The organism is Comamonadaceae bacterium OTU4NAUVB1 (assembly GCA_024372625.1).
Taxonomy (GTDB): domain Bacteria; phylum Pseudomonadota; class Gammaproteobacteria; order Burkholderiales; family Burkholderiaceae_C; genus Variovorax.
Genome location: CP099605.1, coordinates 2,547,657 through 2,566,935, shown reverse-complemented (window position 1 = coordinate 2,566,935; position 19,279 = coordinate 2,547,657). Strand labels below are relative to the sequence as shown.

Here is a 19,279-nt window from a genome sequence, read left to right as displayed (position 1 = left end):
CACCCCATCCACCCACGCACACGAGACACGACGCCATGAAATTCGACCACGCCAATCCCTACCTCTCCGCCCGCATCCCGGTGTTCGCGCGCAACGTGGTGTCGACCTCGCACCCGCTGGCCGCGCAGGCCGGGCTGCGCATCCTGCAGCAGGGCGGCAACGCGGTCGACGCGGCGATCGCGACGGCCGCGGTCATGACGCTGGTCGAGCCGGTGAGCAACGGCCTGGGCAGCGACGCCTTCGCGATCCTGTGGGACGGCGAGCAGCTGCACGGCCTCAACGCCTCCGGCCCGGCGCCCCGGGCCTGGACGCGCGAGTATTTCCTGAACAAATACGGCGACGCCACCCTGGCGCCGCCGATGCGCGGCATCGATTCGGTCACCGTGCCCGGCGCGGTGCGCGGCTGGGTGGCGATGAGCGAGCGCTTCGGCAAGCTGCCCTTCGCCGACCTGTTCGCACCGGCCATCGACATCGCCGAACGCGGCTACCTGGTGCCCCCGGTGGTGCAGCAGAAGTGGGCCGCCGGCACGCCGATCCTGCAGGCGCAGCCGGGTTTCGCACAGGCCTTCCTGCCGTGGGGCCGGGCCCCCGAGGTGGGCGAACTGTTCCGCTTCGCCGCCGCCGCGCGCGCGCTGCGGGCCATCGCGCAGACCAAGGGCGAGGCCTTCTATAACGGCGAGATCGCCCATGCGCTGGCGAAATTCTCCACCGAGCAGGGTGGCGCGCTCACGGTCGAGGACCTCGCGGCCTACCAGCCGGAATGGGTCACGCCGATCTCGCGCGACTACCGCGGCCACACGCTGCACGAGATCCCGCCCAACGGCCAGGGCATCGCCGCGCTGATCGCGCTCGGCATCCTGGAGAAGTTCGACATGGCGTCGCTGCGGGTCGACTCGGTCGAGTCCCAGCACCTGCAGATCGAGGCCATGAAGCTGGCCTTCGCCGACGTCTACCGTTACGTGTCGGAGCCATCGTCGATGACGCTGACCCCCGCGCAAATGCTCGACGACGCGTACCTGGCCTCGCGTGCCAGACTCATCGACGTGAACAAGGCGCAGGACTTCCAGGCCGGCAACCCCGTCAAGGGCGGCACCATCTACCTCACCGCGGCGGACGAGCAGGGGATGATGGTGAGCTTCATCCAGAGCAACTACATGGGCTTCGGCTCGGGCTGCGTGGAGCCCGGCTTCGGCATCAGCCTGCAGAACCGCGGCCACGGCTTCAGCCTGAAGGCCGACAGCCCGAACGTCGTGGCGCCGGGCAAGCGCCCGTTCCACACCATCATTCCGGCCTTCCTCACCAAGGACGGCCGTCCGGTCATGAGCTTCGGCGTGATGGGCGGCAACATGCAGCCGCAGGGCCACATGCAGACGCTGGTGCGCATCCTCGACCACGGCCAGAGCCCGCAGGCGGCCTGCGACGCGCCACGCTGGCGCTTCAACAGCGGCCTGAACCTGAACGTCGAGGCGGCGATGAACCCGCAGACGGTGCAGGGCCTGGCGGCGCTGGGGCACGAGATGGACGTCATCGATGATTCCTACCAGGACTTCGGCGCCGGGCAGTTCATCTGGCTGGCGGGCGACCCGTCGGTGGAAGGCTACGTCGCGGCCAGCGACCCGCGCCGCGACGGCGTCGCCGCCGGATACTGAGCTCGCCGCCGAGGCCCGCACGCGTCCATGTCGCCCCCGTCCCGCCGAAACACCGACCCGGGGATCGGACGTTGACGATCGTCGCCGACAAGGGGCGGGGCGCGGGGCTGGCGCTGGCGGCGCTGGGGGCGATCGCGTTCAGCGGCAAGGCGATCATCGTCAAGCTGGCGTACCGCCACGGGGTGGACGCGGTGACGCTGATCATGCTGCGGATGCTGTTCGCGCTGCCGCTGTTCCTGGGCATGGCGTGGTGGGCCGGGCGGGGACGCGCGGCATTGACGCGGCGCGACTGGGTGGGGGTGGCGGGGCTGGGGTTCTCCGGCTACTACCTGTCGAGCTTCCTGGATTTCGCCGGACTGGCCTACATCACGGCCAGCTTGGAACGGCTGATCCTGTACCTCAACCCCACGCTGGTGCTGCTGCTGGGCTGGGTGATCTACCGGCGCCGCATCACCGCCTGGCAGGCCGCCGGCATGGCGATCAGCTACGCGGGGGCGCTGCTGGTGTTCGGGCACGAGGTGACGCTCGGCCAGACCCGCGCGGCGGCCTGGGGCACGCTGCTGGTGTTCCTGAGCGCGGTGAGCTATGCGCTCTACCTGATCGCCAGCGGCGAGTTCGTCAAGCGTCTGGGGTCGCTGCGGCTGGTGGGGCTCGCGACCAGCGTGGCCTGCGTGCTGTGCATCGTGCAGTTCCTGCTGCTGCGCCCGGTCGGGAGCGTGCTGGCGCTGGCGCCGCCGGTGATCTGGCTGTCGCTGCTCAACGCCACGGTGTGCACCGCGCTGCCGGTGCTCGCCGTGATGATGGCGATCGAGCGCATCGGCCCGGCGATGGCGGCGCAGACGGGCATGGTGGGCCCGGTGTCGACCATCCTCATGGGCGTCGTCATACTCGGCGAACCCTTCACCGCCTGGACGGCCACCGGCACGCTGCTGGTGATCGCGGGCATCTTCGTCTTCACAAGAACCGGGCGCTAGCCGCCCACAGGAAACACACATGGACTTCGGAATCGCGGGCCGCACGGCCCTGGTCTGCGGCGCGAGCAAGGGACTCGGCCTGGGGTGCGCCGAGGCGCTGGTGCGCGAGGGCGCGAACGTGGTGATCGTCGCGCGCGGCGCCGAGGCGCTGGCCGCCGCGGTCGCGCGCCTCGACGCCGTGGCCGCCAGTGCCACCGGCGACCGGCCCTTCGTCCGCCACGTCGCCGCCGACATCACGACCCCGGAGGGCCGCGCCGCCGCCTTCGCCGCGCACGCCGACTACGACATCGTCGTCACCAACGCGGGCGGTCCGCCGCCGGGCGACTTCCGCGACTGGGACCGCGAGGCGTGGATCAAGGCGGTCGACGCCAACATGCTCACGCCCATCGAGCTGATCAAGGCGACGGTCGACGGCATGGCCGCGCGCGGCTACGGCCGCATCGTGAACATCACCTCGAGTTCGGTGAAGGCCCCGATCGACATCCTGGGCCTGTCCAACGGCGCGCGCAGCGGGCTGACGGGTTTCGTCGCCGGCGTGGCGCGCACGGCCATCGCCGCCAAGGGCGTGACGATCAACAACCTGCTGCCGGGCGCCTTCGACACCGACCGCCTCAAGGGCACCATGGCCGGCGCGGCGAAGAAGTCGGGCCAGGACGTCGAGGTCGTCCGCGCCGCCCGCCAGAAGACGATTCCCGCCGGGCGCTTCGGCAACCCGGAGGAGTTCGGTGCCATCTGCGCCTTCCTGTGCAGCCTGCAGGCCGGGTACATCAACGGCCAGAACGTGCTCGCCGACGGCGGCGCCTACCCCGGAACCTACTGAAGGCGCGCGTTCAGCGGCGCGACGACAGCACGATGCCGCCGACGATCAGCGCGAAGGCGGCGCCGTGGTACCAGTGCGGCAGCTCGTGCAGGAACGCCGCCGACAGCAGCGCGGCGAAGAGCGGCGTGAGGTTGATGAAGAAGGCCGCCGCCGTCGGGCCGGCGCGCTGCACGCCGCCGCTCCAGCAACGGAAGGCGACGACCGCCGGGCCGACGGCGATGAAGGCCAGGGCGGCGGCGAGCGGCCAGCTCCACGCAATGCGACCGGCGCCGGTGCCCCATTCGCCCAGCGCGAACAGGCCCGACCATGCCGCGCCGAACACCACCTGCGCCAGCAGGAACGCGGACCAGTCGCGGCGCACGTCGGCGGGTTCGCGCGTGCCCGCCAGCAGCCAGCTGTAGAAGGCCCAGCAGGCCGTCGCCAGCATCATGTACAGGTCGCCCGGCACCAGCCGCAGCGCGACGAGTTGGCGCCAGTCGCCCTGGCCGAGCACCAGCAGCACGCCGACCATCGACATCACGGCGCCGGCCACCTGCGCCGGCCGCACGCGCTGGCCGAAGCACAGCGTGCCCACCGCCAGCATCCAGAACGGCAGGCTCGCGCCGACCAGCGTCACGTTGAGCGCCGAGGAGGTCTGCAGCGCCAGGTACTGCAGGGCGTTGTAGAGTCCGATGCCCAGCAGGCCGAGCGCGGCGTAACGGCGCCAGTGCGGCCACAGCGGGCTCGATGCGCGCAGCACGGCGATGGCCAGCGGCAGCAGGATGACCAGGGCGAGGCCCCAGCGGGCGAAATTGAGCGTCAGGGGCGAGATCGCATCGCGCAACAGGCGGCCGACCACCGCGTTGCCGGCCCACAGCAGCGGCGGCACCGTCAGCAGCAAGGCGGTGGCGGGCGTCAGTCGGGTCGCGTTCGAGGTCATGGGGGCGACTGTAGCGAGCGGCCACCGCGTGGCAGGATGCGCGGCGTTTTCCCGTTTTCCATCACTCCCGAGGAATGAACCGATGAGCACCAGCAGAGCCGTCATCATCGACCGCGCCGGCGGTCCCGAGGAACTCAAGATCGTCGAGGTCGAGGTCGGCGATCCCGGCCCCGGCGAGATCCGCATCCGCCACAAGGCCGTGGGCCTCAACTTCATCGACACCTACCAGCGCAGCGGCCTCTATCCGTTCCCGATGCCGCTGCGCCTGGGCATGGAGGCCGCCGGCATCGTCGAGGCGGTGGGCGAGGGCGTCGTCCACCTGAAGGCCGGCGACCGCGCCGCCTACGCCAGCCAGCCGCCCGGCGCCTATTGCGAGGTGCGCGTGATGCCCGCCAAGTGCGTGTGCCGGCTGCCCGACGCGATCTCCTTCGAGACCGGCGCGGCCATGATGCTCAAGGGCCTCACCGCGCAGTACCTGCTGAAGAAGACGTTGCCGGCGGAGGGCCTGCAGCCGGGCGACTTCGTGCTGTTCCACGCCGCGGCCGGCGGCGTCGGCCTGATCGCCTGCCAGTGGGCGAAGGCGCTCGGCCTGCGGCTCATCGGCACCGCGGGCTCCGACGAGAAATGCAGGCTCGCGCTCGCGCACGGCGCGGCCCACGCCATCGACTACACCGCCACCCGCGATTTCGCCGCGCGCGTGCGCGAGATCACCGGCGGCCAGGGCGTGAAAGTGGTCTACGACTCGGTGGGCAAGGACACCTGGGAAGGCTCCATCGACAGCCTGCGGCCGTTCGGTCTGCTGGCGATCTTCGGCAACGGCTCGGGCCCGGTGCCGCCGATCGACCTGGGCAAGCTGGCCGCCAAGGGCTCGCTCTACGTCACGCGGCCCACGCTGTTCACCCACATCGCCACGCGCGAGTCCACGCAGGCCATGGCCGACGACCTGTTCGACGTCGTCCAGAGCGGCGCCGTGGAGATTGCCATCGGCCAGCGCTACGCGCTCGACGACGTGCAGCAGGCCCACCGCGACCTGGAAGCGCGCAAGACCACCGGTTGCACGATCCTCACGCTGTAGCCGTCCCGGCGCCGGCCCGCGCCACGCCGGCGATCAGTTGCCAGACCCGCTGCGCGAGCGGCGAGGGCGCGCGGTTGCGGCGATGCACCAGCATCACGCGGCGCCGCACCCGGGGCGCGAGCGGCAGCACCCGCAGCGGCGCCAGGGCCTGTGGCGCCGCCGCCAGCGCCGGCATCACGCCGATGCCGATGCCGGCCTCGATCATCCGGAACACGGTGGTCGGGTGGCCGAGCTGCTGCGCCACCCGGGGCACCACGCCATGGGCGCGCAGGGCGTCGTCGATGAGCCGCCGGCTTCCGGAAGAATGGTCCAGCAGCACCAGCGGCCGCTCGGCGAGTTCGGCCCAGCGCACCTCCTGCCGTCCGGCGAGCGCGTGGTCCGCCGGCACCACCAGCACGAAGGGATCGACCAGGATCGTCTCGGCCTGCAGGTCGTCGGCCGAGGACGGCTCGATCACGACGCCGAAGTCCACCTCGCCGCCGCGCACGCTGTCCAGCACGTCCTGCTGCACGCGGTCGAGCAGGACCAGCTCGATGTCGGGTTCGCGCCGGGTGCAGGCCGCGATGCAGGCGGGCATCAGGTGCGCCGACAGCGTCGGGCTGCTGGCCACGCGCACCTTGCCGCGCCGTCCGCTGGCCATGCCGCTGACGTCCTGCAGGGTCTGATCGAGCTCGTCGAGCACGCGATCCAGGCGCGCCGCGAGCGAGGCACCCGCCTCGGTGAGCACCACCTCGCGCGTGGTGCGGTCGAGCAGCTTGAGGCCCAGCTGCACTTCGAGTTCGAGGATCGAGCGGCTGACCGCCGGCTGGGTGAGACCGACGGCGTCGCCGGCCCGGCTGAAGTTGAGTTCCTGGGCGGCGGCGCGGAACACTCGGAGCTGACGCAGCGTCACATTCATGCGCCCGGATCATAGAACCATCAGATAAATCCATTTCCCTTTCCGTGCCGGCACGGGTCCAATCGCGGCCATGGCACGTTCACGCTTCCTCCCCGACAACTTCACCCTCGCCCTGGTCGCCACCGTGGTGGCCGCGAGCCTCCTTCCGGCCTCCGGCGACGTGGCGAAGGGTTTCCAGATCCTCACCGCATTCGCCATCGGGCTGCTGTTCTTCCTGCACGGCGCCAAGCTCTCGCGCGAAGCCATCCTCGCCGGCGCCGGGCATTGGCGTCTGCACCTGCTGATCTTCGCGTGCACCTTCATGTTGTTCCCGCTGCTCGGGCTGGCGCTGCGGCCGGTGCTCTCGCCACTGGTGACGCCGGCGCTCTACGTCGGTGTGATGTACCTGTGCGTGCTGCCGGCGACCGTGCAGTCGGCCATCGCCTTCACGTCGATGGCGCGGGGCAACATCCCGGCGGCGGTGTGCAGCGCGTCGGCCTCGACCCTGCTGGGCGTGTTCGTCACGCCGCTGCTGGTGGGGCTGCTGATCTCGACCGACCGCGCCGGCGCCGCCGCCTCGCTCGACTCGATCGGCAGCATCCTGCTGCAGCTGATGGTGCCGTTCGTGGCCGGCCACCTGTCGCGCCCGCTGATCGGCGCCTGGGTCAAGAAGCACGCCAAGGCGCTGACGCTGGTCGACCGCAGTTCGATCCTGCTGGTGGTCTACACCGCCTTCAGCGCCGCCGTCATCGAGGGCCTCTGGAAGCAGGTGTCCCCGGGCGCTCTGGCCGGCCTGCTGGTGGTGTGCGCCGTGTTGCTCGCCCTGGCGCTGACCGTGACGACCTGGACGGCGCGCCGGCTCGGCTTCAACAAGGCCGACGAGATCACCATCGTGTTCTGCGGTTCCAAGAAGAGTCTGGCCAGCGGCATCCCGATGGCGCACGTGCTGTTCGCCGCCTCGACGGTGGGCGCCATCGTGCTGCCGCTGATGCTGTTCCACCAGATGCAGCTGATGGTCTGCGCGGTGCTGGCGCAGCGCTACGCGCGGCGGCCGCCGGAGGCCGGGGAAGCGGTCGAGGTGCTCGCGGCGCCGGTGACGGCGGCCGCCGTCGCGTCGACGCCGGCGACGTCCGTCGCGCCGGCGCGCGACCGGTCCTGATTCAGGGGTCCAGCGGCATGAGCCGCGAGGCGCGCAGGCGGCTGGGCGCCAGCGCGCCGGCCGAATCGAGGATCGGGTAGGCGATCGAGCAGATGTGGGAGTTGATGCGCTTGAGGTCGCTGATCAGGTCGATGTGCAGCGAACTCGTCTCCATGCTGGGCATCGTCCGGTCCATGAGCCGGCTCAGGTGGGTGGTGGCGTAGGCGCGCTCCAGGTCGCGGAAGCGCGCCTTCTCCTCCAGCAGCTTCTGGGCGTCGCGCACGTTGCCGTTGAGGAAGACGCTCATTCCCAGGCGCAGGTTGGCCACCAGCCGCTCGTGCAGCTCGACGATCTCGGCCATCCCCGCGGGCGAGAAGTTGCGCTTCGGCTTGATCTTCTTGTCCTCGATGTCGATGATCACGCGCTCGATGATGTCGCCGACCTGCTCCATGTTGATCGTGAAGCTGATGATGTCGGTCCAGCGCTTGCTCTCCTCCTCGCCCAGGGCCTCGCGCGAGATCTTGGTGAGGTAGTACTTGATGTCCGAATAGAGCCGGTCGACCGTGTCGTCGAGCTTGCGCAATTCGTCGGCCAGGCGCAGGTCGTTGTGGCGGATGACGTTGAGCATGCCGATGAGCATGGTCTCCACGATGTCGGCCTGGTGCAGCGCCTCGCGCGCGGCGTTGGAGATGGCCAGCGAGGGCGTGGACAGCGCCGAGGGGTCGAGGTGCTGCGGCCGCGAGGTGGCGGCCGATGGCTTGGGCACCGGCATCAGGTGCCTGACCAGCCTGGCGACCCAGCCCGTCAGCCCGATGAAACCGATGCTGACCACCACGTTGAAGACCAGGTGGTAGAGCACCACCAGCCGGGTCGGGTCTGCCACGTAGGGCCGCATCTGCGAGAGGTACAGCCCGATGAAGGGAATGGCCACCGCCACGCCCAGCAGCTTGAAGACCAGATTGCCCACCGTCACCTGGCGCACCGCGATCTCCGACTTGGCGGTGGTCAGCACGGCCAGCACGCCGCTGCCGAGGTTGGCGCCCAGCACCAGGCCCAGCGCGACGTCCAGGGGCACCACGGCCGAACTCGCCATCGCCGCGACCAGCAGCACCACGGCCAGGCTCGAGTAGGCGACGACCGCGAAGGCCGCGCCGATGGTGACCTCGAGCAGCACGTCGCTGCTGATGGACGCCAGCACGGCGCGCATGGCGACCGATTCGAACAGCGGCCCGGTGGCCTCCACCACGAGCCGCAGGGCCAGCAGCATCAGTCCCAGACCGATCAGCACGCGTCCGAAGCGACCCGCCGTGGTGGCCGGCCGCGTGATCGAGAGCACCACGCCGACGAAGATGAACAGCGGCGAGAGCCACGACAGGTCGGTGGAGAACAGCACCGACATCAGGGCCGTGCCGATGTCGGCCCCACGCATCACCGCCAGGGCCGCCGGCAGGGCGATGAGTCCCTGCCCGACGAAGGACGAGGTCATCAGCGACGTCGCGGTGCTGGATTGCACCAGTGCCGTCACCCCGATGCCCGAAAGCGCGGCGGTCAGACGGTTGCGCATGCCGCGCGCGAGCAGGCTGCGCAGGTTGGCGCCGAAGACGCGCAGCACGCCGGTGCGAACGAGGTGGGTGCCCCAGACGAGGAGGGCGATGGCCGCCAGCAGGTCCAACAGATGCTTCATTTGCCCGGACGACTATACGCGTGGGCCCTGGACAGCGCGGCACCGGCGCGGGGACGGGGAAGGGCCGCGCGTGCCCGCGGGCGCCGGCGCGTCAACGCCGGCGGACGCGCCGGATCTCGTCCCAGATCAGGCAGACCGCACCGAGGGTGATGGCGGCGTCGGCCACGTTGAAGGCCGGGAAGTGCGTGCCGCCCAGGTGGAAGTCGAGGAAGTCCACCACATAGCCGTGCATCATCCGGTCGACCACGTTGCCGATGGCGCCGCCCAGGATGCACGCCATGGCGAAGCTGAACAGCCGCTGGCCGGCGTGCGTGCGCAGCATCCAGACGATGAACACCGCGGCGGCCACGCCGATGCCGGTGAACAGCCAGCGCTGCCAGCCGGAATGGTCGGCCAGGAACGAGAAGGCCGCACCGGTGTTGTGGGCGCGCACGACGTTGAAGAAACTCGTCACGTAGGTCGCGTCGCCCAGGCGGTAGTAGCCCAGGATCAGCGTCTTGGTGAATTGGTCGAGGATGAACAGCACCAGGGCGAGACCGAGCCAGGGCCACATGCTGCCCGAGGAAAACGCCGAGGCGCCGCCACGCGGCGAGGCGGTCGCGCCGGTGCGCGAGGGGGTCGTGCCGCGCGTCATCAGGCGACGCTCCGCGCTTCGCCCGCACCGTACAGGTTGCTGGTGCAGCGGCCGCAGATCGTCGGATGCGCCGGGTCGGCGCCGACGTCGTCGCGCCAGTGCCAGCAGCGCTCGCACTTGGTGTCGGCGCTCGGCGTGACCTCGGTGGCCAGCGCCTCGCCCGCGACCAGGTCGACGACGGAGGTGATGAAGACGAACTTGAGGTCGTCGCCGAGCGCGGCGAGCAGCGCATGGTCGTCGGGCCGCGCCGTCAGCACGACGTTGGCCTGCAGCGACGAGCCGACGCGGCCGGTGGCACGCACCGCCTCGATGTCCTTGTTGACCACGTCGCGGATCTCGCGGATGCGCGTCCACTTGGCCAGCCGCGCCGCGTCGGGCGTGCCGAGGTCGCTGTAGACCTGCGTGAAGATCGACTCGCCGGGCGAGGCGGTGCCCACCAGCGTCCAGGCCTCTTCCGCCGTGAAGCTCAGGAACGGCGCCATCCAGCGCAGCATCGCCTGGGTGATGTGCCAGAGCGCGGTCTGCGCGCTGCGGCGCGCGTGCGAGTCCGGCGCGGTGGTGTAGAGCCGGTCCTTGAGCACGTCGAGGTAGAAGGCACCGAGGTCCTCCGAGCAGTAGACCTGCAGCTTGGCCACCACCGGATGGAACTCGTAGACCTGGTAGTGCGCCAGGACCTCGGCCTGGAACTGCGCGGCGCGGTCGAGCGCGTAGCGGTCGATCTCCAGCAGCTGGTCGAGCGGCACCGCGTCCTGGTCGCGGTCGAAGTCGCTGGTGTTGGCCAGCAGGAAGCGCAGCGTGTTGCGGATGCGGCGGTAGGCATCCACCACGCGCGCAAGGATCTTGTCGTCACCCGCGATGTCGCCGGAATAGTCGCTCGCGGCCACCCACAGGCGGATGATCTCCGCGCCCAGCTTCTTGCTGACCTCCTGCGGGTCGATGCCGTTGCCCAGCGACTTGCTCATCTTGCGGCCCTGGCTGTCGACCGTGAAGCCATGCGTCAGCAGGCCTCGGTACGGCGCCCGGTCCTCGAGCGCGCAGGCCAGCAGCAGCGACGAGTGGAACCAGCCGCGATGCTGGTCGTGGCCCTCGAGGTAGAGGTCGGCTTCGGGGCCGGCGTCGTGGTGGACGTTCGGGTGCGTGCCGCGCAGGACGTGGAAGAAGGTCGATCCGGAGTCGAACCAGACTTCCAGGATGTCGGTGCTCTTGGTGTAGTGGGGTGCGTCCTCGGTGCCGAGGATGTCGGCCACGCTCACGCGGCTCCAGGCCTCGATGCCGCCCTGCTCGACGATGCCGGCGGCCTGGTCGAGGATCTCCATGGTGCGCGGATGCAGTTCGCCCGAGTCCTTGTGCAGGAAGAACGGGATCGGCACGCCCCAGCTGCGCTGGCGCGAGATGCACCAGTCGGGCCGGTTGGCGATCATGTCGTGCAGGCGCGCCTTGCCGTTCTCCGGGTAGAAGCGGGTCTGCTCGATCGCGGCCAGCGCGGTCCGGCGCAGCGTCTGCGGTGCCTTGTCCTTGGTGAAGACGCCTTCGCCCTCGTCCATGCGGATGAACCACTGCGCGGCGGCTCGGTAGATCACTGGCGTCTTGTGGCGCCAGCAGTGCGGGTAGCTGTGGGTGATGGTCTCGGTGGCCAGCAGGCGGTGCGCGTCGCGCAGCGCGCCGATGATCTCCGGCACCGCCTTCCAGATGTGCTGGCCGCCGAAGAGCGGGAAACCGGCCGCGTAGGTGCCGTTGCCCTGCACCGGGTTGAGGATGGCGTCGGTGGCCATGCCGTGGGCGACGCAGGAGTTGAAGTCGTCCACGCCGTAGGCGGGCGACGAGTGGACCAGGCCGGTGCCGTCGGTGGCGGTGGCGTAGTCGGCCAGGTAGATGGGCGACAGGCGCTCGTAACCCCGGATGCCGTCCTCATCCCGCACGTCGTACAGCGGATGCTCGAATTCCAGCCCGCCGAGTGCCTCTCCCTTGACCGTGGCCAGCACCTGGCCGTCGAGCGCGTAGCGGGTCATGCACATCTCGACCAGCGAGGCGGCCAGGATCAGCAGACCGCGTTCGGTGTCGACCAGCGAGTAGTCGAGTTCCGGGTTCAGGTTGATGGCCTGGTTGGCCGGGATGGTCCAGGCGGTGGTGGTCCAGATGACGGCGAAGATGTCGCCCAGGATCAGGTGGTCGGCGCCGAACGCGGCCAGCACCTTCTCGCGTTCGTGCGCCTTGAAGGCGACGTCGATGGTCTGCGACTTCTTGTCGGCGTATTCGATCTCGAACTCGGCCAGCGACGAGCCGCAGTCGAAGCACCAGTACACCGGCTTCAGGCCGCGGTAGACGAAACCGCGTTCGATCACGCGCTTGAAGGCGCGCAACTCGCCCGCCTCGTTGGCGAAATCCATCGTCTTGTACGGGTGGTCCCACTCACCCAGCACCCCCAGGCGCTGGAAGTCCGCCATCTGCTGGGCGATCTGCTCGGTGGCGAAGGCGCGGCTCCTGGCCTGCATGTCGTCGCGGCTGAGATTGCGGCCGTGCTTCTTCTCGATGGCGTTCTCGATCGGCAGGCCGTGGCAGTCCCAGCCGGGCACGTAGAGCGCGTCGAAGCCCTCCAGCTGTCGCGCCTTGGTGATCATGTCCTTGAGGATCTTGTTGACGGCGTGACCCATGTGGATCTGGCCGTTGGCGTAGGGCGGGCCGTCGTGCAGGATGAACTTGGGCGCACCGTGGCGTGCATCGCGCAGGCGGTGGTAGCGGCCCTCGTCGTTCCATTGCTTGACCCAGCCCGGTTCCCGCTTGGCCATGTCGCCACGCATCGGGAAAGGCGTGTCGGGCAGGTTGAGCGTGGCGCGGTAGTCGGGAGTGGGGGCGGCGGCGTCGGACATGGTGGGCGGGTGCGGTGCAATGCGGGGCAGGGCGTGGAAAGGCTTCGACAGGCTCGATCCCGGGCGGGGACGCATCGAGGTGCGGAGGAGGGGCGGTCGTCGGGCCCAGGCATGTTCCGGGGCGGCGGCGCGGAACGTGCAGCGCTAAATTCGGTCGCGCGTGGTCTGCCGGTGCGTCTCCGCATGCGTCCGGGCCGGCGCCGACGCGAAGAACGCCCGCGCATCGCGGCCATCCTTCGCGATGCCCGCGGTGAGGGCTTCGAGGCTGGCGTAGCGCAATTCGTCGTGCAGTTTGTGCAGAAGTTCCACGCGGACGATTTTACCGTAGGCCTCCTCGCGACCGAGTTCGGCGGGCCAGTCGAGGCAGTGCGTCTCCAGCAGCACGCGCCCGGCGTTGACGTCGTTGGCGTCGAGCGAGGGCCGCACGCCCAGGTTGGCGACACCTTCGAGGGGCTCGCGCGACAGGCCATGCACCAGCACCGCGAAGATGCCGCCGGCGGCCGGCTTCCAGTGCTTGAAGCGCAGGTTGAGCGTGCGGAAACCGTCGTCGCGCCCCGGCGCCGAAGCGCCCAGCGCCCGGCCGAGCTTGCGGCCGTGCACGACGTGGCCGGAGATGGCGTAGGGCCGGCCGAGCAGACGCTGCGCATCGGCCATGCGGCCTTCGGCCAGCGCGTCGCGCACGGCGGAGCTGGAGACGCGCAGGCCATGCACCTCGTAGCTGTTCATGCGCGCGACGTCGAAGCCGTGGCGCGCTCCGGCCTCGTCGAGCATCGCGTAGTCGCCGGCGCGCCGGGCGCCGAAGCGGAAGTCGTCGCCCACGAGCACGTAACGCGCGCCCAGTCCATCGAGCAACACATGGTCGATGAAGTCTTGCGGCGAACGCGCGGCCAGGCGCGCATCGAAGGGCAGCACGATGGTCTGCGCGACCCCGCAGGCGGCGAGTTCGCCGAGCTTGTCGCGCAAAGTGCCGATGCGCGCGGGTGCCAGCTCCGGACGCCTGCTGACGGCGGCGAAGTAGTCGCGCGGGTGCGGCTCGAAGGTGAGGACGCAACTGGGCAACCCGCGCTGGCGCGCCTCGGTGTTGAGCAACGCCAGCATGGCCTGGTGGCCACGGTGGACACCGTCGAAATTGCCGATGGTCAATGCGCAGGCTGGCGCCACGCCGGGGTGCCGGAATCCACGAAAAACCTGCATGGATCGATCTGTTCTTGTGGCGCCTCAGGCCCGTCGGATGGGCTTCGGCGCGTGGAAGGGGCAATTTGTCACAAAGCCGCTATATTGTGACGCAGTACCCGGCAGCGGCGTCCTCACCGAAGGCGCGGCGTCCACCGGATTCCTGCGTGGTTCTTCTTTCTTCGAGGAGACGTGGCGTGAAGGTCTTGAAGCTGTCGGCCCAAGGGCTGCCGCAATCCTGGATTTCGCTGGAACAGGCGGTCCTCCACTATGCGGCCGACGAAGTGCGTTGGGAATCGGGCGCGCACGTGGCGCTGTTTCGGGGTGGCCACAACGCGGCGACCGGACAACAGTCCCAGATCGCGATCAACAGCATCATCGGTACCAAGGGCGTGCCGCGCATCAATCCCTTCGCACTGCGTCCGGGGCTCACCAACGCGAAACTGTTCGCCCGCGACCGCAACGTCTGCGCCTACTGCGGTGACCACTTCCACGAGGAAGAACTCACACGCGAACACATCGTCCCGTTCGCCCAGCAGGGCGTCGACGTGTGGATGAACGTGGTCACGGCATGCCGCCCCTGCAATCACCGCAAGAGCAGCCGCACCCCGGAGCAGGCCGGCATGCCGCTGCTCTACGCTCCCTACGTGCCCAGCCTCTGGGAAGACTTCATCCTGCGCAACCGCCGCATCCTGGCGGATCAGATGGAGTTCCTGATGATCCACCTGCCGCTCAGTTCGCGCCTGCATCCCTAGCCGTGCACGGCCCGCGCGGGCCCAGAAGGGCGCGGGTCAGAAGACGCCGGCGGTGTCCTTCATGCGCGCGGACACGTCGCCCAGGTGGTGGAGCGTGTCGCCGAAGGTCATCTCCATCTGGGTCAGACGCTTGAAGTAATGGCCGACGACGTACTCGTCCGTCACGCCGATGCCACCGTGCAATTGCACCGCCTGCTGTCCGACGAAACGCATCGACACGCCCAACTGGTACTTGGCGCGGGCGATCGCCTGGCGGCGTTCATCGGTGGGCGCGTCCAGCTTGAGGGTCGCGTAGTAGCTCATCGAACGCGCCAGTTCGAGCTGCATCTTCATGTCGGCCACGCGATGGCGCAGGGCCTGGAAGCTGGCGATCGTGACATTGAACTGCTTGCGCGTGTTCATGTACTCGACGGTCACGGCCAGGGCCTTGTCCATGACACCGACCGCCTCGGCGCACAGGGCCGCGATGCCGATGTCGACCGCGTGCGCCAGGGCCGTCAGACCATCGGTGGTGACAAGGCGGGCCGCGGCGTGGTTGAGCACGACTTCGGCCGCACGGGCGCCATCCTGCGTGCCGTAACCACGTGCCTCGACGCCGCTGGCGCTTCGCTCGACGAGGAACAGGGCCATCTTTCCATCGATCTGCGCGGGCACGAGGAAGGCATCGGCCTCGTCGCCGGCCGGCACCAGGCTCTTGGTGCCCGAGACCGTCCAGCCGTCGCCGGTCTGCTCGGCACGGGCCTCGCACACGTCCAGGCGGTAGCGTGCCTTGCGTTCCTGGTGCGCCAACACGACGAGCGCTTCGCCACCGGCGATGCGCGGCAGCCAGTCGCTCTTGAGGTCGCCTGCCGCATAACCGCTCAGGACCGCGCCGGCGATGAGCACCTGGGCGAAGGGTTCGGCGACGATGCCACGGCCGAGTTCCTCCATCACGACCATGCCGGCCACCGGGCCCATGCCCAGGCCGCCGTCCTCCTCGCCGATGTAGAGGCCGCCCAGGCCCAGCCCGGCGAGTTCGTCCCAGGCTTTGCGCGAGAAACCGCCCGCGGCCTCGATGCGACGGCGACGCTCGAAGTCGTAGCCCTTGTCGACCCACTTGCGCACCGCGTCGCGAAGTTGTTCCTGGTCGTCGGAAAAATCGAAATCCATGTGTGTCTCCTCAGCCCAGGACGGTTTGCGCGACGATGTTGCGCTGCACTTCGTTGGAACCACCGTAGATGGTGGTCTTGCGCATGTTGAAGTAGGTGGAGGTGAGCGGCGCCAGGCCGGCGTCGCCGCCGGGGAAGTCGCCCTGCCAACCGGCCTCCATGGCCTCGCGCACCAGGGGCAGCGCGTAGGGACCGCCGGCGAGCATCATGAGTTCGCTGTAGCGCTGCTGGATCTCGCTGCCCTTGATCTTGAGCAGGCCGGCGATGTCGAGCGAGTTCTTGCCCGAGGTCGAGGCCGCGAGCACGCGCAGCACCAGCATCTCCAGGGCCACGACGTCCACCTCGAGCTTGGCGATCTCGTCGCGGAAGCGCGCGTCTTCCCAGACGCCCTCGCTCCGGGCGATGCGCTTGAGGCGTTCGAGTTCGCGTTTGGCGCGATTCACATCCGCGATGTTGGTCCGCTCGTGGCTCAACAGGTGCTTGGCGTACGTCCAGCCCTTGTTCTCCTCGCCGATCAGGTTGTTCGCCGGCACCTCGACGTTGTCGAACCAGACTTCGTTGACCTCGACGCTTCCGTCGACGAGCTTGATCGGGCGCACCGTGACGCCGGGCGACTTCATGTCGATCAGCAGGAAGCTGATGCCGGTCTGCGGCTTGCCTTCGTTGCTGGTGCGCACCAGGCAGAAGATCCACTCGCCATACTGGCCGAGGGTGGTCCAGGTCTTCTGGCCATTGACGATGTACTTGTCACCCTGGCGCTCGGCGCGGGTCTTGACGGAGGCGAGGTCCGAGCCCGAGCCCGGTTCGCTGTAGCCCTGGCTCCACCAGACCTCGCCGCTGGCGATGCCCGGCAGGAAACGCTGTTGCTGCTCGGCATTGCCGAAGGCCTGGATGACCGGGGCCACCATCACCGGTCCGAAGGGAATGATGCGCGGGGCGCCCGCGAGCGCGGTTTCCTCCTCGAACAGGTGGCGCTGGATCGAGGTCCAGCCCGGTCCGCCGAACTCCTTGGGCCAGCCGTAGCCCAGCCAGCCCTTCTTGCCCAGGATGCGTGCCCAGCGCTGGTGGTCCTCGCGCGTGAGTTCGAGGGCGTTGTGCACCTTGTGCGAAATGTCGGCCGGAAGGTGGTCCTTGACCCAGGCGCGGATCTCTTCTCTGAACGCCTGCTCTTCGGGGGTGAAGCTCAAATCCATGCGTGCCTCGCTGTGTGGGTTGCCGCCGCACTGGAAGGGCGGGGCGGAGTGTCTCCGTCAGCCATCGGTTTTAGCATGGTCGTGCGGAAAAAAGTTGTCCTCGCAGCGACACGGATAATTCCGCGCTTCCATGAAGCACAACATCGTCATCCTCATCTCCGGAGCCGGCTCCAACATGGCCGCCATCGTGCGCGCCGCCGAAGCCGGGCGCTGGGCCGAACGCTTCGATGCGCGCGTGGCGGCCGTGGTCAGCAACCGGGCGGACGCCGGGGGGCTCGACCTCGCACGGGCGCGGGGCATCGCGACCGCGGTGGTGCCGCACCAGGACTTCGCTACGCGCGAGGCGTTCGACGCCGCCTTGGCCGGGGCGATCGATGCCCATGCGCCCGTGCTGGTCGTACTCGCCGGCTTCATGCGCATCCTGACGCCGGGCTTCGTCGCGCGTTACGCGGGGCGGCTGCTGAACATCCACCCCTCGCTGCTGCCGGCCTTTCCGGGGCTCCACACGCACCGCCGCGCGATCGAGGCCGGTTGCCGCGTCGCGGGCGTCACCGTGCACCAGGTGACGGCGGAACTCGACCACGGACCGATCCTCGACCAGGCCGTCGTGCCCGTGCTGCCCGGCGACACCGAAGCCGTGCTGGCCGCGCGCGTGCTCAGCCAGGAGCACCGGCTCTACCCGAAGGCGATCGCAAGCTGGCTCGGCGCCCGTTGCTGAGCGCCGCCGGCCCTCAGACGAGCCGCAGGAAGCGCGGTCGCGCCACGCCGTCGATCTCCACCGTCTCGCCGAACATCGCGGCCGGGCGCACCCACAGGCCGCGCTGACCGTAGAGCGCACGGTAGAGCGTCATCGGCTCCAGGGTCTCGCTGTGGCGCACGGTGCCGACGACCTCGTACTCGCCGCCCTTGTAGTGACGGTAGAGGCCGGGCGGGGTTTCGATGAGGGGCGGAAGGTTGTCGTCTGTCATGGGGCAGTGGGGCCGGGAAAGGCGCGGAAACGGAAGGGACGCCAGGGAGCGCGAAGCAGCATTGTCCCGGGCGGGGGGGTCCTGGCTGAGACAATCACCCCCATGCATCCCAAAGCCCTGTTGGAGGCGAGCGCCGATCTGGTCGGCCTCGTCCTGAAATTCGATCATCCCGCCGACCAGGTGGTGTCGCGCTTCTTCCGCGATCACCGCGAGTTCGGTCCCCGCGAACGCGCCACCCTGGCCGAGACGGTCTATACCGTGTTGCGCAAGAAGCTGTTGTTCGATCACCTGTCGCCCTCGGGCACGGGTTCCAAGGAGCGGCGCATGGCCATCCTGGGCTTCCACGGCCCGCGCGATTTCCTCAAGAGCGCACTCAACGAGGTCGAGAAACGCTGGCTCGACAACTGCGATGCCGTCAGCCAGAGCGATCTGCTGGAGCGCCATCGCCACAACCTGCCGGAGTGGCTGGTCAAGCCGCTGAAGGCGCAACTCGGCGACGAGTTCTGGGCGCTGGCGGAAAGCCTGCAGCAGCCCGCACCGCTCGACCTGCGCGTCAACACCCTCCACGACAAGCGTGCCGATGTGCAGAAGGAACTGTCCCTCGCGGGCATCAAGGCCGTGGCCACGCCGTTCTCGCCCTGGGGTCTGCGCATCGACGGCAAGCCGGCGCTGACCAAGGTGGATGCCTTCGCGCGCGGCGCCATCGAGGTCCAGGACGAGGGATCCCAACTGCTCGCGCTGTTGCTGGACGCCAAGCGTGGCGAGATGGTGGTGGATTTCTGCGCCGGCGCGGGCGGCAAGACGCTCGCCATCGGCGCCACGATGCGCAACACCGGCCGGCTCTATGCCTTCGACACATCGGCTCACCGGCTCGATGCGCTCAAGCCCCGGCTCGCGCGCAGCAAGCTCTCCAACGTCCATCCTGCTGCCATCGCGCACGAGCGCGACGAGCGCGTCAAGCGCCTGGCCGGCAAGATCGACCGCGTGCTGGTCGATGCGCCGTGCTCCGGTCTGGGCACGTTGCGACGCAATCCCGACCTGAAATGGCGCCAGTCCCAGCAGTCGGCCGAGGAGCTCACCGCCAAACAGACCGCCATCCTGCAGAGTTCGGCGCGCCTGGTGAAGTCGGGGGGGCGCCTGGTCTACGCGACGTGCAGCGTGCTGCCGGAAGAAAACGAGGCCATCGCTGCCGCGTTCGGCGCGGCGAACCCTGATTTTCTGCCCCAGGACGCCGCCGATCTGCTCGATGGACTGAAGGTCGACGAGGCGACCCGGCTTTGCGCGGGTGGCGACGACGGCAGGCGCTACCTGCGACTGTGGCCGCATCGCCATGCGACCGACGGTTTTTTCGCGGCCGTGTGGAACCGCAAATAGGTCGGACGCTCCAAAACAACGGCAAATGCCG

Annotated in this window: 17 protein-coding genes; 8 read left to right on the top strand and 9 right to left on the bottom strand. The window is 69.3% G+C overall.

Features of this window, described 5'->3' with window-relative positions:
- Positions 1 to 35: 35 nt before the first annotated feature.
- From NF681_15490 to NF681_15480, 3 genes are all read left to right on the top strand, one after another.
- Positions 36 to 1,649: a gamma-glutamyltransferase family protein gene (locus NF681_15490; protein UST53691.1), complete on the top strand. Its 1,614-nt coding sequence runs from the start codon at positions 36 to 38 to the stop codon at positions 1,647 to 1,649.
- A gap of 71 nt (positions 1,650 to 1,720) precedes the next feature.
- A complete protein-coding gene (locus NF681_15485) occupies positions 1,721 to 2,623 on the top strand; it encodes a DMT family transporter (protein UST53690.1) in 903 nt (300 codons plus the stop codon).
- A 19-nt stretch (positions 2,624 to 2,642) separates the two neighbouring features.
- Positions 2,643 to 3,443, top strand: a complete 801-nt coding sequence (locus NF681_15480) for an SDR family oxidoreductase (protein UST53689.1) — start codon at positions 2,643 to 2,645, stop codon at positions 3,441 to 3,443.
- A gap of 10 nt (positions 3,444 to 3,453) precedes the next feature.
- On the opposite strand, the gene NF681_15475 is transcribed toward NF681_15480, so the two are convergent.
- Positions 3,454 to 4,362, bottom strand: coding sequence for a DMT family transporter (locus tag NF681_15475; protein ID UST53688.1), 909 nt, complete (start codon positions 4,360 to 4,362; stop codon positions 3,454 to 3,456).
- 82 nt (positions 4,363 to 4,444) lie between these two features.
- Between NF681_15475 and NF681_15470 the strand changes: the two genes are divergently transcribed.
- Positions 4,445 to 5,437, top strand: coding sequence for a quinone oxidoreductase (locus NF681_15470; GenBank protein UST53687.1), 993 nt, complete (start codon positions 4,445 to 4,447; stop codon positions 5,435 to 5,437).
- Here the strand turns inward: NF681_15470 and NF681_15465 are convergent.
- The gene (locus tag NF681_15465) at positions 5,427 to 6,335 is read right to left on the bottom strand and encodes a LysR family transcriptional regulator (GenBank protein ID UST53686.1); all 909 of its coding nucleotides are present in this window, start codon (positions 6,333 to 6,335) and stop codon (positions 5,427 to 5,429) included. The two genes, NF681_15470 and NF681_15465, sit on opposite strands and share 11 nt — an antisense overlap.
- Positions 6,336 to 6,405: 70 nt before the next feature.
- On the opposite strand from NF681_15465, the gene NF681_15460 reads away from it, so the two are divergent.
- Positions 6,406 to 7,473, top strand: a complete 1,068-nt coding sequence (locus NF681_15460; GenBank protein ID UST53685.1) for a bile acid:sodium symporter — start codon at positions 6,406 to 6,408, stop codon at positions 7,471 to 7,473.
- A gap of 1 nt (position 7,474) precedes the next feature.
- On the opposite strand, the gene NF681_15455 is transcribed toward NF681_15460, so the two are convergent.
- The 4 genes from NF681_15455 to NF681_15440 all read right to left on the bottom strand — a co-directional run bounded on the left by NF681_15455 (position 7,475) and on the right by NF681_15440 (position 13,831).
- Positions 7,475 to 9,136 carry a Na/Pi cotransporter family protein gene (locus NF681_15455; GenBank protein UST53684.1) on the bottom strand — a complete coding sequence of 554 codons (1,662 nt, stop codon included), beginning with the start codon at positions 9,134 to 9,136 and terminating at the stop codon, positions 7,475 to 7,477.
- Between the two features lie 91 nt (positions 9,137 to 9,227).
- On the bottom strand, positions 9,228 to 9,689 hold the full coding sequence (gene lspA / locus NF681_15450; protein UST55805.1) for a signal peptidase II: 462 nt from the start codon (positions 9,687 to 9,689) through the stop codon (positions 9,228 to 9,230).
- Positions 9,690 to 9,769: 80 nt separating this feature from the next.
- Entirely contained in the window at positions 9,770 to 12,637 is a 2,868-nt protein-coding gene (gene ileS, locus NF681_15445) for an isoleucine--tRNA ligase (GenBank protein ID UST53683.1), read from the bottom strand.
- 144 nt (positions 12,638 to 12,781) lie between these two features.
- Positions 12,782 to 13,831, bottom strand: a complete 1,050-nt coding sequence (locus NF681_15440; GenBank protein ID UST53682.1) for a bifunctional riboflavin kinase/FAD synthetase — start codon at positions 13,829 to 13,831, stop codon at positions 12,782 to 12,784.
- A 176-nt stretch (positions 13,832 to 14,007) separates the two neighbouring features.
- Here NF681_15440 and NF681_15435 point away from each other — a divergent pair, with 176 nt between their 5' ends.
- Positions 14,008 to 14,565: an HNH endonuclease gene (locus tag NF681_15435; GenBank protein ID UST53681.1), complete on the top strand. Its 558-nt coding sequence runs from the start codon at positions 14,008 to 14,010 to the stop codon at positions 14,563 to 14,565.
- 36 nt (positions 14,566 to 14,601) lie between these two features.
- Here NF681_15435 and NF681_15430 read toward each other — a convergent pair whose 3' ends face one another.
- Positions 14,602 to 15,714: an acyl-CoA dehydrogenase family protein gene (locus NF681_15430; protein UST53680.1), complete on the bottom strand. Its 1,113-nt coding sequence runs from the start codon at positions 15,712 to 15,714 to the stop codon at positions 14,602 to 14,604.
- Between the two features lie 10 nt (positions 15,715 to 15,724).
- Positions 15,725 to 16,906: an acyl-CoA dehydrogenase family protein gene (locus NF681_15425; GenBank protein ID UST53679.1), complete on the bottom strand. Its 1,182-nt coding sequence runs from the start codon at positions 16,904 to 16,906 to the stop codon at positions 15,725 to 15,727.
- A gap of 130 nt (positions 16,907 to 17,036) precedes the next feature.
- On the opposite strand from NF681_15425, the gene purN reads away from it, so the two are divergent.
- On the top strand, positions 17,037 to 17,624 hold the full coding sequence (gene purN / locus NF681_15420; protein UST53678.1) for a phosphoribosylglycinamide formyltransferase: 588 nt from the start codon (positions 17,037 to 17,039) through the stop codon (positions 17,622 to 17,624).
- A 13-nt stretch (positions 17,625 to 17,637) separates the two neighbouring features.
- Here the strand turns inward: purN and NF681_15415 are convergent, their stop codons facing one another.
- Positions 17,638 to 17,874, bottom strand: coding sequence for a DUF1653 domain-containing protein (locus tag NF681_15415; GenBank protein ID UST53677.1), 237 nt, complete (start codon positions 17,872 to 17,874; stop codon positions 17,638 to 17,640).
- 102 nt (positions 17,875 to 17,976) lie between these two features.
- On the opposite strand from NF681_15415, the gene NF681_15410 reads away from it, so the two are divergent.
- Positions 17,977 to 19,248: an RsmB/NOP family class I SAM-dependent RNA methyltransferase gene (locus tag NF681_15410; GenBank protein ID UST53676.1), complete on the top strand. Its 1,272-nt coding sequence runs from the start codon at positions 17,977 to 17,979 to the stop codon at positions 19,246 to 19,248.
- Positions 19,249 to 19,279: the final 31 nt, after the last annotated feature.